This is a genomic window from Trichocoleus desertorum ATA4-8-CV12 (assembly GCA_019358975.1).
Lineage (GTDB): Bacteria > Cyanobacteriota > Cyanobacteriia > FACHB-46 > FACHB-46 > Trichocoleus > Trichocoleus desertorum_A.
This window is the reverse complement of record JAHHIL010000021.1, coordinates 1-14,251: the sequence shown is the minus strand read 5'-3', so window position 1 is coordinate 14,251 and position 14,251 is coordinate 1. Positions and strand designations below refer to the sequence as shown.

18 protein-coding genes are annotated in these 14,251 nt (G+C 46.8%); 12 read left to right on the top strand and 6 right to left on the bottom strand.

What is annotated here, in order from left to right; all coding sequences use genetic code 11:
• Window positions 1–57 precede the first annotated feature (57 nt).
• Entirely contained in the window at window positions 58–426 is a 369-nt protein-coding gene (locus KME12_15700; protein MBW4489234.1) for a hypothetical protein, read from the top strand.
• A 48-nt stretch (window positions 427–474) separates the two neighbouring features.
• On the opposite strand, the gene KME12_15695 is transcribed toward KME12_15700, so the two are convergent.
• A complete protein-coding gene (locus KME12_15695) occupies window positions 475–1,095 on the bottom strand; it encodes an SH3 domain-containing protein (GenBank protein ID MBW4489233.1) in 621 nt (206 codons plus the stop codon).
• A 334-nt stretch (window positions 1,096–1,429) separates the two neighbouring features.
• On the opposite strand from KME12_15695, the gene KME12_15690 reads away from it, so the two are divergent.
• The 9 genes from KME12_15690 (at window position 1,430) to KME12_15650 (ending at window position 8,141) form a co-directional block, all read left to right on the top strand.
• Complete coding sequence (locus KME12_15690; GenBank protein MBW4489232.1) at window positions 1,430–1,837, top strand: hypothetical protein; 408 nt, start codon at window positions 1,430–1,432, stop codon at window positions 1,835–1,837.
• Window positions 1,838–1,903: 66 nt separating this feature from the next.
• Window positions 1,904–2,305, top strand: coding sequence for a hypothetical protein (locus tag KME12_15685; protein ID MBW4489231.1), 402 nt, complete (start codon window positions 1,904–1,906; stop codon window positions 2,303–2,305).
• A 17-nt stretch (window positions 2,306–2,322) separates the two neighbouring features.
• Window positions 2,323–2,706: an HNH endonuclease gene (locus KME12_15680; protein MBW4489230.1), complete on the top strand. Its 384-nt coding sequence runs from the start codon at window positions 2,323–2,325 to the stop codon at window positions 2,704–2,706.
• Between the two features lie 260 nt (window positions 2,707–2,966).
• Window positions 2,967–4,490, top strand: coding sequence for an FAD-dependent oxidoreductase (locus KME12_15675; GenBank protein ID MBW4489229.1), 1,524 nt, complete (start codon window positions 2,967–2,969; stop codon window positions 4,488–4,490).
• A gap of 168 nt (window positions 4,491–4,658) precedes the next feature.
• Entirely contained in the window at window positions 4,659–5,639 is a 981-nt protein-coding gene (locus KME12_15670; protein ID MBW4489228.1) for a pentapeptide repeat-containing protein, read from the top strand.
• 45 nt (window positions 5,640–5,684) lie between these two features.
• On the top strand, window positions 5,685–5,825 hold the full coding sequence (locus KME12_15665; GenBank protein ID MBW4489227.1) for a hypothetical protein: 141 nt from the start codon (window positions 5,685–5,687) through the stop codon (window positions 5,823–5,825).
• A gap of 231 nt (window positions 5,826–6,056) precedes the next feature.
• Window positions 6,057–7,028, top strand: coding sequence for a sodium-dependent bicarbonate transport family permease (locus KME12_15660; protein ID MBW4489226.1), 972 nt, complete (start codon window positions 6,057–6,059; stop codon window positions 7,026–7,028).
• Between the two features lie 4 nt (window positions 7,029–7,032).
• Window positions 7,033–7,347 (top strand): P-II family nitrogen regulator, encoded by a 315-nt coding sequence (locus KME12_15655; protein ID MBW4489225.1) that lies wholly within the window; start codon window positions 7,033–7,035, stop codon window positions 7,345–7,347.
• 53 nt (window positions 7,348–7,400) lie between these two features.
• Window positions 7,401–8,141 carry a carbonic anhydrase gene (locus KME12_15650; GenBank protein ID MBW4489224.1) on the top strand — a complete coding sequence of 247 codons (741 nt, stop codon included), beginning with the start codon at window positions 7,401–7,403 and terminating at the stop codon, window positions 8,139–8,141.
• A 165-nt stretch (window positions 8,142–8,306) separates the two neighbouring features.
• On the opposite strand, the gene KME12_15645 is transcribed toward KME12_15650, so the two are convergent.
• Window positions 8,307–8,729 (bottom strand): hypothetical protein, encoded by a 423-nt coding sequence (locus KME12_15645; protein MBW4489223.1) that lies wholly within the window; start codon window positions 8,727–8,729, stop codon window positions 8,307–8,309.
• A 132-nt stretch (window positions 8,730–8,861) separates the two neighbouring features.
• Window positions 8,862–9,053: a hypothetical protein gene (locus tag KME12_15640; GenBank protein ID MBW4489222.1), complete on the bottom strand. Its 192-nt coding sequence runs from the start codon at window positions 9,051–9,053 to the stop codon at window positions 8,862–8,864.
• 226 nt (window positions 9,054–9,279) lie between these two features.
• Between KME12_15640 and KME12_15635 the strand changes: the two genes are divergently transcribed.
• Complete coding sequence (locus KME12_15635) at window positions 9,280–10,776, top strand: glycosyl hydrolase family 57 (GenBank protein ID MBW4489221.1); 1,497 nt, start codon at window positions 9,280–9,282, stop codon at window positions 10,774–10,776.
• Between the two features lie 27 nt (window positions 10,777–10,803).
• Here KME12_15635 and KME12_15630 read toward each other — a convergent pair whose 3' ends face one another.
• Window positions 10,804–11,070: a hypothetical protein gene (locus tag KME12_15630; GenBank protein MBW4489220.1), complete on the bottom strand. Its 267-nt coding sequence runs from the start codon at window positions 11,068–11,070 to the stop codon at window positions 10,804–10,806.
• 726 nt (window positions 11,071–11,796) lie between these two features.
• Between KME12_15630 and KME12_15625 the strand changes: the two genes are divergently transcribed.
• On the top strand, window positions 11,797–12,549 hold the full coding sequence (locus KME12_15625) for a Mut7-C ubiquitin/RNAse domain-containing protein (protein MBW4489219.1): 753 nt from the start codon (window positions 11,797–11,799) through the stop codon (window positions 12,547–12,549).
• Window positions 12,550–12,938: 389 nt separating this feature from the next.
• Here the strand turns inward: KME12_15625 and KME12_15620 are convergent, their stop codons facing one another.
• Both KME12_15620 and KME12_15615 read right to left on the bottom strand, forming a co-directional pair.
• Window positions 12,939–13,298, bottom strand: a complete 360-nt coding sequence (locus KME12_15620) for a hypothetical protein (GenBank protein MBW4489218.1) — start codon at window positions 13,296–13,298, stop codon at window positions 12,939–12,941.
• Between the two features lie 123 nt (window positions 13,299–13,421).
• Window positions 13,422–13,931 (bottom strand): DUF3122 domain-containing protein, encoded by a 510-nt coding sequence (locus tag KME12_15615; GenBank protein ID MBW4489217.1) that lies wholly within the window; start codon window positions 13,929–13,931, stop codon window positions 13,422–13,424.
• Window positions 13,932–14,251 lie beyond the last annotated feature (320 nt).

The window sequence follows — 14,251 nt, the reverse complement described above, 5'->3', positions numbered from 1 at the left end:
ACAGATTTTTATTCGATAAACGATTAAACAATCATCCTTAAGCAACGTGAGTTCGCGATGAATCGATTTCTGACCCTGGGCGTTGGCAGTTGGATCGCTTGGAACTGCTGTCTTTCCTTAGCCCAAGCTCAATCCATTTCTTATTTGCCTTGTCAACCCATTGTGACTGGCTTCAATACGACTCAGCAAGATGATGTGATCGTCCTGGGGCAACGCAACGACTATCCTTATATGGTCGCAGTACCTTCCCAAAGCCGAGGCACATTAGATGCGGTGCGGCAATGTGTCCCCGATGCTTTCATTACTCGCTCTCGCCTAGGGCCTTATGTTCATGCTGGTTCTTTTCCAACTCGCGCTGGGGCAGAGAGCTTGGCTTGGTTTTTGCGATCGCGCGGTTTAGATTCACGAGTGGTTTACACCCGATAACCACACCCAACTCTGAAAATTAGCCAGCATCGATAAAGTTATAGATCTTCATCGAACACCAACGGTTAGCTTAAAGCCGCCTGCCCCATCGCGTCTTGCCTCTGCCCGCACTAGCCCTACTCGTACCAAATAATCTCCGCTGCTGGGCAAGCTCCCTGTCCAGTTTGTCCCCACATATAGGGTTTCTCCCTGGGGGCTGAGTACGGCAACCTGCATAAAGGTGCTATTGCTGCGTAGATCAACAGTCATCCGCTGGCCTGCTCGCGCATTCAAAATATAGTCTCGCGTTTCATATCCTCGAACACTACCGTTAACGGTGGCAGCAGAAGTTCCTGGCGCAAAAGAAACTCGCTGAGCAGGGTTGCCATTGCCACTGTCGAGCATCAGCAAGTCATTCCGCACCCATCCCCTAACTTTAGATTGAGAGAACTCTACATAGTGCCAAGCATAACCATCTGTACCGCGAGCTGATCTCAAAATTTGGACGCGATCGCCTGGTATGCCATAACTAGGGGCAGGCGCACTGGTAGAGGGTTGCGATCGCACGTTGATTTGGCTTCCTGGGTTGCCTCGCAGGGTTCCCATTTCGGTTTGTGCCAATGCTGGCAACGTCAAACACAGAGACAACATTAGGCCACCCGCCATTGATGAAACCGATTTCAACTTCATAGCTATTCTGTTTGAACTGTACTCCACCTATGGAATCAGCAACGTGCAGTAACTTTTCGGGAATGGCTGGCGTTTTTAACTAAAATAGCTGTCATGAAATTTATCTGCTGTGCATTCAGTCAACTTTGCCCAGGTACAAGCTCAAATGTTAATTGCACCAATTTGGTCAAGATTTACCAGTTCCTAGAATCCTCGAATCAAGACGGCTATTCTTCAAACTTCAGTCTTTCTTCAAGGCTAGTTCATCTAAGCTTCTAAAAGACCTTAAATTTTCCTGGTAGGACTGGGATAACTTAAGTGTATCTGCATACAACAAGCTCAGGCTGAGACTAAAATGCCCACAAAGCAGCAAGCCGTTGATTTTGCCAAACAATTTAAGTGGACAGGAAAAGACGCAGAGCGAGCTTTTGCCAACGTAGATCTACAAAATGCTGATGAGAAAGCTCTACTACTGGCTCTTGTAGAATTTTCTGGCCCTCAATTAGCAGAACGACAACGATTACAAGGTGCCCAAAAAGCCCAGGTCACTAAAAAAACTAAGTACATTAAAGAAATTGAAATTGAATTTTCTCAAAAAACAAAAGAATACGAAAAAACTCTCAATCAAGAGCGTAGTAATTTCGTTGAAATAATTCGTAGATTTTACAATGTTGCGAATAAATTTGGCTTCAAAGATCCTTGGATAGAAACTCTACTATCACACTATGAAGATTATCAGGTTAATGCTTCGGAAGCCAGCTGAGAGGCTTTAAGCAACAAGATACAAGTATTTAAATTACTTTGGATAAGCAAGAGAAAGTATAGCACTATGAACTCCCATAAAATTACTACTCGAAAGCAGCTAAAAGGGTATGGTGCTACCACTTATCAAGCGAGAGTTTTAACCCAATCTTTATCACCAGTCACTACACAAGGTAAAACTTATACTTACGAAATTACTGATGTGATAGCTTCGGTTCGAGAATACCTACGACGTCCTCGGATTAAACTCATTACGTGCCAAAAGCTCGAATCTGTTTTAGAGGCTTTGCTAAACCGACTGGGGAATGTCATTGCAATTCCTTTTGGAAAATCCAGCGATTTAGAAATTAGCAGACTAGCCAAAAACTTAATGCAAAGCATGGCTAAAACAGATCAAGCTATTGCTGAGTTAAAGGCTACTGCTGCAACAATTGAAGGAAAATACAAGGTTGAATCAAGTCCAGAGTAAGTCATTGGAATAGGCAAATGTCAGATCCTTCGCTTCAAGAACTCGTTCAAACCTTATTTAAGTCAACTAAGCAAACCGATAAAATTCTTGCTTCACTCAACAAGATTACTGAAAGAATTGATACTTGGTATGCACCACGTGCTGAATTTGAACGTTGGCGTGACTCTGTTGAGGGAAAAGCTTGGAAACACCAAAAATTTAAGGCCCAGAAAAGGCTGTGTGCTATCTGCAAAGAAGCTATTGAATTAAAAGGATCGCATATCGATCACATAAAACCGATTTCTTTACATCCTAAGTTAGCGTTGAGTCTTGAAAATCTTCAGATTGCTTGTCCTGGCTGCAATACCTCTAAAGGTAATGGAACAAATAATGGTAAACATAACGATCGCCTCACCTATTAAACTTGCGATCGCAATACTCTACAAGGTGGCATTAGTTGTATCCCTACCACCAAAAACCACAACTTCCGGAGCAGAAGTGGCTATGGTGTGGTTAGCTCTGTTTAGCAAATTCATTTCTTCTGTAGCCTGCAACCTCTATCCATAGCAGTAGTCCTAGCGAAATCACTTTAGCCAGTTAAGTTGAGGGCAACTGTCCCGAAAACATGGCATCCTGAACAAAGGATGTTGGGAAGAAAGCTAAGAATATTGGAAAGAACGCAATGGTGACGGACAGGCGATCGCCCCAGGATGTACCAAAAGTTGTAGTCGTGGGAGCAGGTTGGGCTGGCCTCGGCGCAACTTACCATCTAGCAAAACAAGGCTACGACGTGACGCTCCTAGAGGCAGGCGCTCATCCAGGTGGCTTGGTGGCAGGCTGGAAAACACCAGGAGGTCGCTCCATCGAAGCGGGGATTCATGGGTTTTGGTATCCCTACCGCAATATTTTTTCTCTAGTAGACCAACTGGGACTGAAGCCTTTTACGCCTTGGACTCGGTCTTCTCAATATTCCCCCGTGGGGCTAGAGGTAGAGTCACCCATCTTTCAAGATTTGCCGCGTTTGCCCACACCGCTCGGCACGTTTCTCTATACCCAGTTCAAACGGCTACCTCTGCGCGATCGCCTCTCTGCCCTGCCATTACTATATGCACTCATAGATTTTGACAACTCCGATGCGGCATGGCGACGCTACGACTCTGTAACAGCACGTGAACTCTTCAAAGATTTTGGGGTTTCCGCTCGGCTCTACCGCGAATCCTTTGAACCGATGCTCTTGGTCGGTCTGTTTGCCCCAGGAGAACAATGTTCCGCAGCAGCAGCCTTAGGCATGCTCTACTACTTCATTCTGGCCCATCAACCTGATTTTGATGTGGTCTGGTGTCGGGGCACTGTGGGTGAAATGATTTTCCGACCTTGGGTGGAGCGGATTGAGCAAGCAGGTGGCAAACTGCTGACCCAACGCCGAGTTAGCGATGTACGCCTAGATAGTCGAGGCCAAGCCACAGGCGTAGTTTGCGGGGATGAAGTCTTTAATGCCGATGCGGTGATCTTTGCCGTGGGGGTGACGGGGATGCAGAAAATCGTCAGTGGTAGTCCCACGCTCCGCAACCGTCGTGAGTTCCGCGACTTGATGAACCTAAGCGCCATTGATGTCATGGCAACGCGCTTATGGTTCGATCGCAAAATTGAGATTCCTCGACCCTCCAATGCTTGCTTTGGCTTCCAAGCCACTACAGGTTGGACGTTCTTTGACCTCAATGCACTCCATGACGAGTTCCGAGACGAACCCGGAACCGTGGTGGAAGCAGATTTCTACCATGCCAACCAATTCTTGCCCTTGAATGACACAGAAATCGTGCCTTTGGTGCAACGAGACTTAGCCACCTGTATTCCTGCCTTTCACGAAGCCAAAGTGATTGATAGTGGTGTGGTGCGGTTGCCTAGAGCAGTCACTCACTTTGCCCCTGGCAGCTACCGCTACCTGTTACCTACAGAAACCAGTATTAGCAACGTATTTATGAGCGGTGACTGGGTGGTAACGCGCCACGGCTCTTGGTCTCAGGAGAAAGCCTATGTGACGGGTCTAGAAGCGGCCAACCGAGCGATCGCCCAACTCGGACGAGGCACCCCTGCCCCAATTCTGCCCGTGGAGCCAGACGAACCGCATATTCAAACGATGCGATCGCTGAATCAGTCCCTCCGAAATTGGGGGCAAACGCTCCTGCCTAACTTCTGGCTACCTTAAGTAACGGGGGCTACCCAAACGCCCCACATTGTTAAATCACCCTCTCTAGGGCAGGGAGTGGGGAATTCCTCCGCGATAGAATGGACAGACAAAATCGTGCAGCCTGCCACAGTCTGAAGATCAATGCCCGTTTGGGTAGGCAGCACAATTGGTCGCCTGAGGTAGTGGATGGTACGGATCAACGAACTCAATCGATGCTATAGAGTCCTGGGACTGAAACCAGGCGCATCTCTAGATGAAATCAACCAAGCCTACAAAGACTTGGCTAGATTGTGGCATCCCGATCGCGTGCCTCAAGATGACGTTGAACGCCAGCACGAAGCCCACGAAAAGCTCAAAGAAATTAATGAGGCGCGAGACCTATTGCGGTCTTGCTATGCCAAAATCGGAGCCAAACGAAGTCCAACCACCAGCAAAAGTACTGCTAGTAAAAGTACTACTAACAAAAGTACTCCTCCCACTCCACCACCTGCCCCACCTCCACCCCCAAAGCCCACCCCACCTAAGGCTACTTATCACCCCCCCAGGGCTGCTCACCAACCTCCTAAGGCTGCTCAACCTCCCAAGCCTCCTACTGCTGAGCCGCCTAAGCCTGCTGCTTATCCTCTGCACCCTTACTTGCAATCGTCCTACTACGCGGTTTATCAAACTCAAACTTCTCCGGCACCAGAACCAAAATCTCCCCCACCCCAACCTCAAGCGTCTGACTATCCTGCCTACCCAACCCAAACACCCGTACCTCAAGTCCCCAAATATCAAACGCCTCAAGTTCCCAAGTACCAAGGGCCTGACCTGAGCGGCAGCGATTTTCAAGGTGCAGATCTCAAAGAAAAAGACTATGCCAATCGCAACTTAAGCAACGCCAATCTGAGTCATGCCAACCTCAGCGATGCTTTTCTCCACAACGTCAATCTCAACCGCGCCAACTTGTACCGCGCCAACTTGTACCGCGCCAACTTGCTACAGGCCAATCTGAGCTATGCCGATCTGAGAGAAGCTAATTTAATCGGAGCCGATTTCAGTGGTGCTGATCTAAGCGGTGCTGACCTTAGTGGTGCCCGCGTTGGGATGAACAATCGCTTGATGATTAAGCTAACTGGAGCTAATTTATCCGGGACTATTATGCCCGATGGCACCATTCACTCATAGCTTGATCAGCGATCGCGTCAGTATTTCCTCAATTGACTAGATTTTATGAAAACCGCTACTGATCAATTAATCGCAGCTAGTCATCGATTCGGTTTCAAACTTTTTGCGAAACCAGTCAAGCAACAGCCTAACCCGCTAGAGGAATCGACTGATGTGCAAGTGATGTGCAAGTGGCGATCGCTCTAAGTTATGTACTTTTGTAAAAATTAGCTTAACCCTACTGATGGCTTAAACCTTTGTCCATCAGGTTTTAAGGTTTCATGCAGAAGTAACAGCGGATTAAATAGAAATGTAACTTTCCTAGATTGCCATACAGTATTTCCACAAGACTATTGATGACTGAGTACTGAATATTTCACGGCCTAGCATGAAGCAAACTGTATTAGATTGCTATTTAAGCAATGTGGAGGGGTGGATATGGACGTAAGCCTGATTATGTCTAACATCTTGAATCCACCAGTGCTGTTTTTCTTTTTGGGGATGACAGCGGTTTTTGTGAAATCAGACTTGGAGATTCCTCCACCCATTCCGAAGCTGTTTTCACTGTACCTGCTGTTTGCCATTGGCTTTAAGGGGGGGGTAGAACTTGCCAAAAGCGGCCTGAATCAGGAAGTTTTCCTGACGATGCTGGTAGCAATCGTGATGGCGTGCTTAGTACCTATCTACACGTTCTTTATTCTGAAGATCAAGCTTGATGCCTATAATGCTGCCGCGATCGCTGCAACTTATGGCTCAATTAGTGCCGTCACCTTTATTACAGCTAGCTCTTTCCTACAACAGTTGGGCATTGACTTTGATGGCTACATGGTAGCTGCCCTAGCCTTAATGGAGTCTCCAGCGATTATTGTGGGATTGATCTTGGTCAACCTCTTTACTCAAGATCAGAACGAGCGTGAGTTTTCCTGGCCAGAAGTTTTGCAAGAAGCATTTCTGAATGGTTCGGTTTTCTTGCTAGTTGGTAGCCTCATTATTGGCTTTTTGACAGGAGAGCATGGCTGGAAAGTTCTATCTCCCTTTACACAAGATATGTTTTATGGCGTCCTTACCTTCTTCTTGCTAGATATGGGTTTAGTAGCCGCTAAAAGAATTAAAGATTTGGAGAAAACTGGTCCATTTCTGATCTCATTTGCCATACTGATCCCAATAGTCAATGCAGGAATTGGGCTGCTAATTGGCAAGTTTATTGGGATGCCTCCAGGAAACGCCCTCTTGTTTTCTGTGTTGTGCGCCAGTGCCTCCTACATTGCTGTGCCAGCCGCCATGAGGTTAACGGTTCCAGAAGCTAATCCGAGTTTGTATATCTCTACGGCTTTGGCTGTGACATTCCCCTTTAACATCATCTTCGGCATTCCTTTGTATCTGTACGGGATTGATTTGCTATGGAGATAAGATCATGCATGTGGTAAAAAAAATTGAAATTTTTTCGGATTCTGTAGAGCTAGCAAAAATTATCAGCGCTTTGGAACGGGGCGGGGTTTCCAGCTATACCGTGATTCGGAATGTGGCAGGCAAAGGAGTGCGAGGCGGCGTGTTTGATGACTCTGCCGTAACGATGCTAGACAACGCTTATGTCATCGCCTTTTGTTCACCTGACATCCTTAAATCCGTTGTGGAAATTGTGCGCCCTATTCTCAATAAGTTTGGGGGATCTTGCTTTATTTCCGATGTCATGGAGATTCGCTCGATGAAATGTGTGTCTTCTCTATAGCAGAGCGATCGCCCAAAAGAACGAGTTGTTAGTGAGGAAAGGTGAGGAACATAATGAAACAAATGAGTCAGTGGACTGGTCGCAGAGAGTTATTAAAGCTATTTGGAGTCGGCGGAGTTGGCTTGGTCGCTGCGACCGCTACTAGCTTTAAGTACGCTGAACCTGCCTATGCCGATCAGCCAACTCCTGGTACTCAAAATTTTGAGGCGGTGAGTTCAGAGGCTGCATTACAAAGACTACTGGATGGCAATCAACGGTTTATGCGGCAAAAACGGCAGTACCCGCATGAAACATCCAAAGATTTACAGGCAGTTGCAACATCACAGCACCCTTTTGCAACTTTACTGACTTGTGCCGACTCACGAGTGCCCGGAGAAATTATTTTTGATCAAGGCATTGGCGATTTGTTTGATGTGCGTGTCGCTGGCAATGTCGTGACGCCTGAAGTCTTGGGCAGCCTAGAATATGCGGCGGCTCTCTTAGGGACTCGCCTGATTATGGTAGTCGGGCACGAACGCTGCGGTGCTGTGACAGCGGCGATTCAAGGAGAAGCGCTTCCAGGTCATATCGGTACGTTTGTCAAAGCGATTAAACCCGCGATCGCCAGCATCAAAACTAAATCGGCTGATGTCGCTCAGCAGATTGATCAGGCTGTAACTGCGAATGTGCAATATCAAGTAGAGCAGTTAAAGCAAAATTCTAGTGTGTTGGCACAACTGGTTTTAGAACGCAAGCTAACGATTGTCGGCGGGCGCTATGACCTCGATACGGGAGCTGTTACCCTTGTCACCTAGAAATCTGGACAATAAGTCGCACTGATTGATCTACCTAGCGTAGGCGATCGCCCTTCTTGGATCTAGGCTTCTTGGATCTAGGAAGGATGTATCACCTACGCTCTCTTGTGGGTAGCAATGTGTAAACAGCTAATATGTACGCAGCCAGCCCCTTGCCAACCCAAACTACTTAGACTGAGGTTGCGTTGCCAGTAGTTGTGACACATCTGCGTGCAGTAAAGCGATCTCTGGCTCTTGTTGAATCGCACGGTAGTATCGTTTTTCTAGCGTGGTTCCATCCTGGGCAGGCCGCAGCATTTGGCGAGCTTGATTGAGCAACTCATTCGCGGCACCGACCGTAATTGGCTCTTTTGCGCTCAACGCTTCATCAATTTGCACAATGAATTGAGAAATGGGACGCAGCCAACTAAACCAGTCATGGTTGACAACGAGCTGAAAATACTCACCTTTAGTCTGAATGCGACCAAAAAACTGCTCATAATTCACCCGCTCAAACTCTAAAAGAGCTTTGTGTAAACGGAGTAAAGCAGCCCGGACTTCACGCAGTTTTTCAATGCTGTTTTCTAGCGGCAAAGGGTACACAGACATTGGCTAGTGACTCGGATAAACACTTCTTTGATCTTTGCACATCCTCACTATCCTAGGGTGAGGTTTTCCCTACCTAAGCTCTAACAGCCAAATCCAACCAAGTAGGGCAAAATCGTTTTTTGTCTAATCAGTCTAATGGCTCAGCTGCTGCATTAGAGACATCGCAGCTAATGGCTTTGGCATAGCAGTAGCCTCTAGTAACACTTGCAAGCAACTACCCTTAAGATTCACCTTGACAGCAATTCCGTGTTTCTCAAAGGCTCGATTTAATAAGATTGCGATCGCCCTACCGTCACCCTGCTTGGCTAATTGCACGAGTTCCAAGGCTGACTCCTAGTGTGACTAGTGAAATCAATAACTGAGCGTGTTAATTACACTACCAGTATTGCTATGAAATGTAGAATTCCCAGTTTGAGTCGATTTTGTACGTCGGTTTTGTGTTAGCAGACTATGCGAACAAATCAACCCCGAACAGACGATTGTTACTAGAATGAGTCACAATTGAAAGCGATCGCAAAATCAGCATGAAGGAAGTTCTGTGTCTACACAAATTTCGGCTTCCCCTCTCCCTACCCTGACAGAAATCAGATCAGGTCTGCCCAACATCTGTGGCTGGGAGGCAGAGATCAATACAGTGGTGAACCACAATCAACCTGTTTTCTTACCTCAGACAAATCTTCAGCTATCAGACATTACAGCAGGCTTTGCTTGTGCTCTGCATATGCACCAACCCACGATTCCAGCAGGAGCAAATGGTGCCCTAATCAGCAACCTGCAATATATGTTTGAGCATCCTGGGGAAGGAGACAACCATAATGCTGATCCTTTTACTTGGTGCTACAGCCGTATGGGAGAGTTTATCCCTCAACTCGTGGCAGAGGGATGTAATCCGCGCATGATGCTCGACTATTCGGGTAATTTGTTGTGGGGGTTACGCCAACTCGGACGTGAGGATGTTTTGAATAATCTAAAACGCCTGGCTTGTGATCCTCAATATCAGCCTTATGTTGAATGGCTAGGAACCATGTGGGGTCATGCCGTGATTCCCTCGACTCCCATTCCAGACATCAAGCTACACATTCAAGCTTGGCAACAGCACTTTGCAGCCATCTTTGGCTACGAAGCTCTACGTCGGGTGAAGGGTTTCTCACCACCAGAAATGCATTTACCCAATCATCCAGATACGCTGTATGAATACATCAAAGCGCTCAAAGAATGTGGCTACCGTTGGCTAATGGTGCAAGAACATTCGGTCGAAAACCCAGATGGTTCTGGGCTACAGCACGATCAGAAGTATATCCCTAATCGCTTGGTCGCCCGAAATTGTCATGGAGAAACAATCAGCATTACTGCCCTAATTAAAACGCAAGGCTCGGATACCAAGCTAGTGGGCCAAATGCAGCCTTATTATGAGGCTAAAGGACGCAGCAAACAACAAATTGGTGATGTCCCAGTTCCTTCCCTCGTCACGCAAATTGCTGATGGAGAAAATGGCGGCGTGATGATGAATGAGTTCCCGCAAGCTTTCATTAAAGCCTGCCATGAGGTACGAGAGCAGAGTGGAGGGAGATCTGGTGTGGTCGCCTTAAATGGAACTGAATACTTAGAACTAATTGAAGCCGCAGGTGCTAATCCCGAAGACTATCCTGTTTGCCAAGCTGTCAGCCAACACAAAATTTGGCAACGAGTTGATCCAGATAAAGCCACACCTGAAGCAGTAGAAAACGCGATCGCCGAGATCAAAGCGACTGATCACCAATTCCACATGGACGGAGCTTCATGGACTAATCACTTAAGTTGGGTCAACGGATACGAAAACGTTTTAGACCCAATGAGAAAACTCAGTGCGTTATTTCACGAAAAATATGATCGCCTAGTAGAGCAAGATAGTTCAGTGACGCAGCGCTCAGACTATCAAGAAGCGTTACTTTACAATTTGCTGTTACAAACTAGCTGCTTCCGTTACTGGGGCCAAGGCACTTGGACAGATTACGCTCGCGAGTTATATCGGCGAGGCGAAGCATCGTTGCTAGCTCAAACTTCATAGAGGATTCAGTTCGATATCGACAGCTTGCTAAACGGAGACAACAAACTGAACAAGTGAATCTTCCATAAATGAGTATTCTTGGCAAGTAATTAAGCTGTCGCTACTCCAATCATCAATGACTTCTAACAAAGCTCGAACTGCAAGATCTCGTTGAACCAGCTCTATAGCAGTATCCCAAGCAGCATTAGCGGTTGGAAAAGTTCCGATTTGAATCGTACAAATATGGTGGTGCCACACGCTCACCCAACCACCATCTTTTTGCGTTAGCTCAATAGTTTGCCCTAGGTATTTCATGATACGAAACCAATTTACAGGAGGGATGAGAGGACGATTAATAATTTCTTAGTGTAGCGATCGCCCCTATCTCTCCTCTTCTGCCAAAGGGAAAATTAAGTCTCTCCGAGCCTCCCTCTTGAGGAACGGCTCAAACTTTAGCAGTCCAACCTCCTTCGTCTCGGTCCAGTTTTTGTATCTTCTTGCTTAGTCCTGCAGCAGGATGTAGTTTTTTGAGGGCACAGACACCATGACTAAATAAATTAGTTTAAGTGGTGTCAATCATGAACGCTGGAAAAAAACCTGCTTTTCAATTCGGTCTTAGTATCATTTTCGGAGTTCTAACCATTATTGCCATTTCCTCGGCTTCTTATTTAGGACTCATGAACTTCTAATCGCTCTCTACCAAATCAACTGAAGCAGCGATCGCAGCGATATTTTCAGCTCCGATCGCTGTTTTTAGTTTGAAGCTCTGTTAAAGGTCATCAGTAGAGTGGAACAGTTCGCGACCAAGCCCCAGCTCTGCCATGATCAGCAAGGAGTGAGTCCGAGGTCTAGCCTATGAACAGCGATCTAATCATTTTTCTCGCTAGTATTGGTGTTTTAGCGTTGTACTTAGTTTTTTCTGCGTACACAGAAATGGGAACCAAGCTCCCTTGGAAGAAGTAGCGGGCAAGTATCCATCCCATCGACCGAGTTTTAGCCCCTTTTAGTCCACTATCCACTAGTGGGAATGATTCCATTGCAATGGAGCGAGCTTACTTTCGATTTTATGCAGAACTCAACGACTTCTTACCTCCTCACAGAAGGCAAACTAATTTTGTTCATGCTTTAAAAGAGACTGCTGCCATCAAGGATTCGATTGAAGCGTTAGGCGTGACTCATCCAGAAGTAGCTCTCATTCTAGCCAATGGAGAATCAGTAGACTTTTCTTATTTCGTACAAGATGGCGATCGCATCAGTGTCTACCCCAAGTTCAAAACCCTCGATATTAACTTGCTCTCCCAGGTTCAACCCCAACCCCTAACTCACGTTCGCTTTATTCTCGATGTTCACCTGGGTAAACTCGCTACCTACCTACGCTTGCTGGGATTTGATGCTCTCTATCAAAATGATTACCGAGATCAAGAGCTGGCTGACCTCGCCAGTCAAACCAAGCGGGTTTTACTAACTAAAGATCGAGGGGTGCTAAAGCGTAGCATCGTTACCTACGGCTACTGTGTCCGTGAGTCAAACCCAGAGCCACAGGTGCTAGAAGTGCTACAACACTTTGACCTATTTGGTGAGATTACCCCACTACAGCGCTGTTTACATTGTAATGGTTCACTTCAGCCTGTTTCTAAAGCAAGCGTTTGCGATCGCTTACCGTCTCAGACTCGCCAACACTATAAGGAATTTTCCATTTGCCAAGCTTGTGGCCAGATCTACTGGAAAGGGGCACACCACCGACGTATACAGCAATTCATCGATCGCGTGCTGCACTACAAGCATCATCAATAAAAATTAACCGGAGGACTTTAAGCTTTATCGATCAATCGGTGAAAACACGAGGTTGGCATCCCTCCAATGTTTTCAACTCCGTGTCTTATCGATAGTCAGAACAAACATTTTGCGTCACGCTTACCAATATTGTTGATGCAGGATGAGATTATGGCTAATGTACCTGACGCTATCAGCCCCAGAACATTGTTTTGGTTGTGGTATGACCGGGTACCCTTGGAACAAAAAGCCAAGGCTGCTAGTGACTTCAATCATTTTGTGAAGCGCGCAGAGTTGGAAGCCAGTTTACATTTGCCCTCCTCTCAAAGGGTAAAGTCTCACACTCGTGACTAGCAACCTTGATGTCCAAAACTACGCAATAGTTTCAAGCAGGTCGCGATCGGACTCGCCTAAAATCTAAGTCCAACTTGCCCGTTTACTCCTCGAACCGAGTTATACCCTACCCCAACAAACAAGTTATCAGACGCATCGACTTGTACTCCGCCGGAATAAGCAACGCCTTTATCTTCGGAATACAACCCCAGACCTACGTAGGGCGAGACAACAGGCAAGTTCACAAACTTCAGCACATCTACACCAGTGGCACCATCTGGCCCTGCCCCTAATTCAACGCCTAGCCCAATCACCTTAGCACCGACCGAAAAAGTTGGGTCATCATCTTTAACACCCACCGAAACCCAGGGTCGAGGAACTAGTTGGCTAGCTGCTGGTTTAGGGACAAATAAAACCACCAGCACCAACGATGTCATTAAAGTTTTACCAATTAGTCTTAATTTCACTAGGGACACTCCTAACAACAACAGACCGCCTACAAAAGCAGGGTGGAGAGCTTCTGAGTATGACGCAAGCACTCGAAGCTGCAGATCATTAGCCTACGAAGCTTTCAAAAGTTGATGCCATTCCCGAACCACAAACGGTGGAACAAGCAAATCTACAACACGCCCACCTCTAAGAGGTAACGACAACCGTAAAGGTGGATCTTGTTCCAGTCGGCTCATGACTTCGAGAAAATCGTACTCGCCCACATTCACCAGCTCAGGCGCTTCGTCAGACACATCTGGTGCTATAAAAACCTCTCCATCTCCAGTCGTCATCCGTAAGGCTTTAGGGTGATTTAACTCTACCCGCCCTGGAAATCCAACCAATCGCAGGTGAAGCGAATCCACTACATCTTGTTTCGTGCGCTTAAACAAAACTGCTTGCCACGCTTGGTCTTGGGCATCTCGCAAACTTTGCTGGGAGCGGTACATCACCTGAGTTGAGGACTCAGGATAAGTATGCACCAAAGCGATCGCTCCTTTTCCACTCAAGAAGCTCAAGCCAAGACAAAAGCAAAACAGCGCGATCGCTCGACCCCAAAACTTGAAGCTAACACAATTCATATGCAAGGGTTGTCAGCATTGCCACTCCAGCATACAAAAGGCGATAGTGCAGTGGCAGAGCAGTGAAACTGAGCTTAAAAATTGCCGTCATGAACAGCTCAAGGCTGGGAGAAACGAGGTAAAGCCTTGTGGGGCGAGCATTTTAGCCATTCTCAAAAAACTTTTCCCAACCCATTGACAATCCTGTGTGGAGTTCGTTATATTGGCTAAGCGGTCGAGGGAAACGGGACGCGAAAGCGCACCGAATCAGTCGGCCCCCGCACCTAGAAAAAAGAATAGTTTGAAAGCCAAGATAGCACCCAATCCTCGTCAAAGTAAAT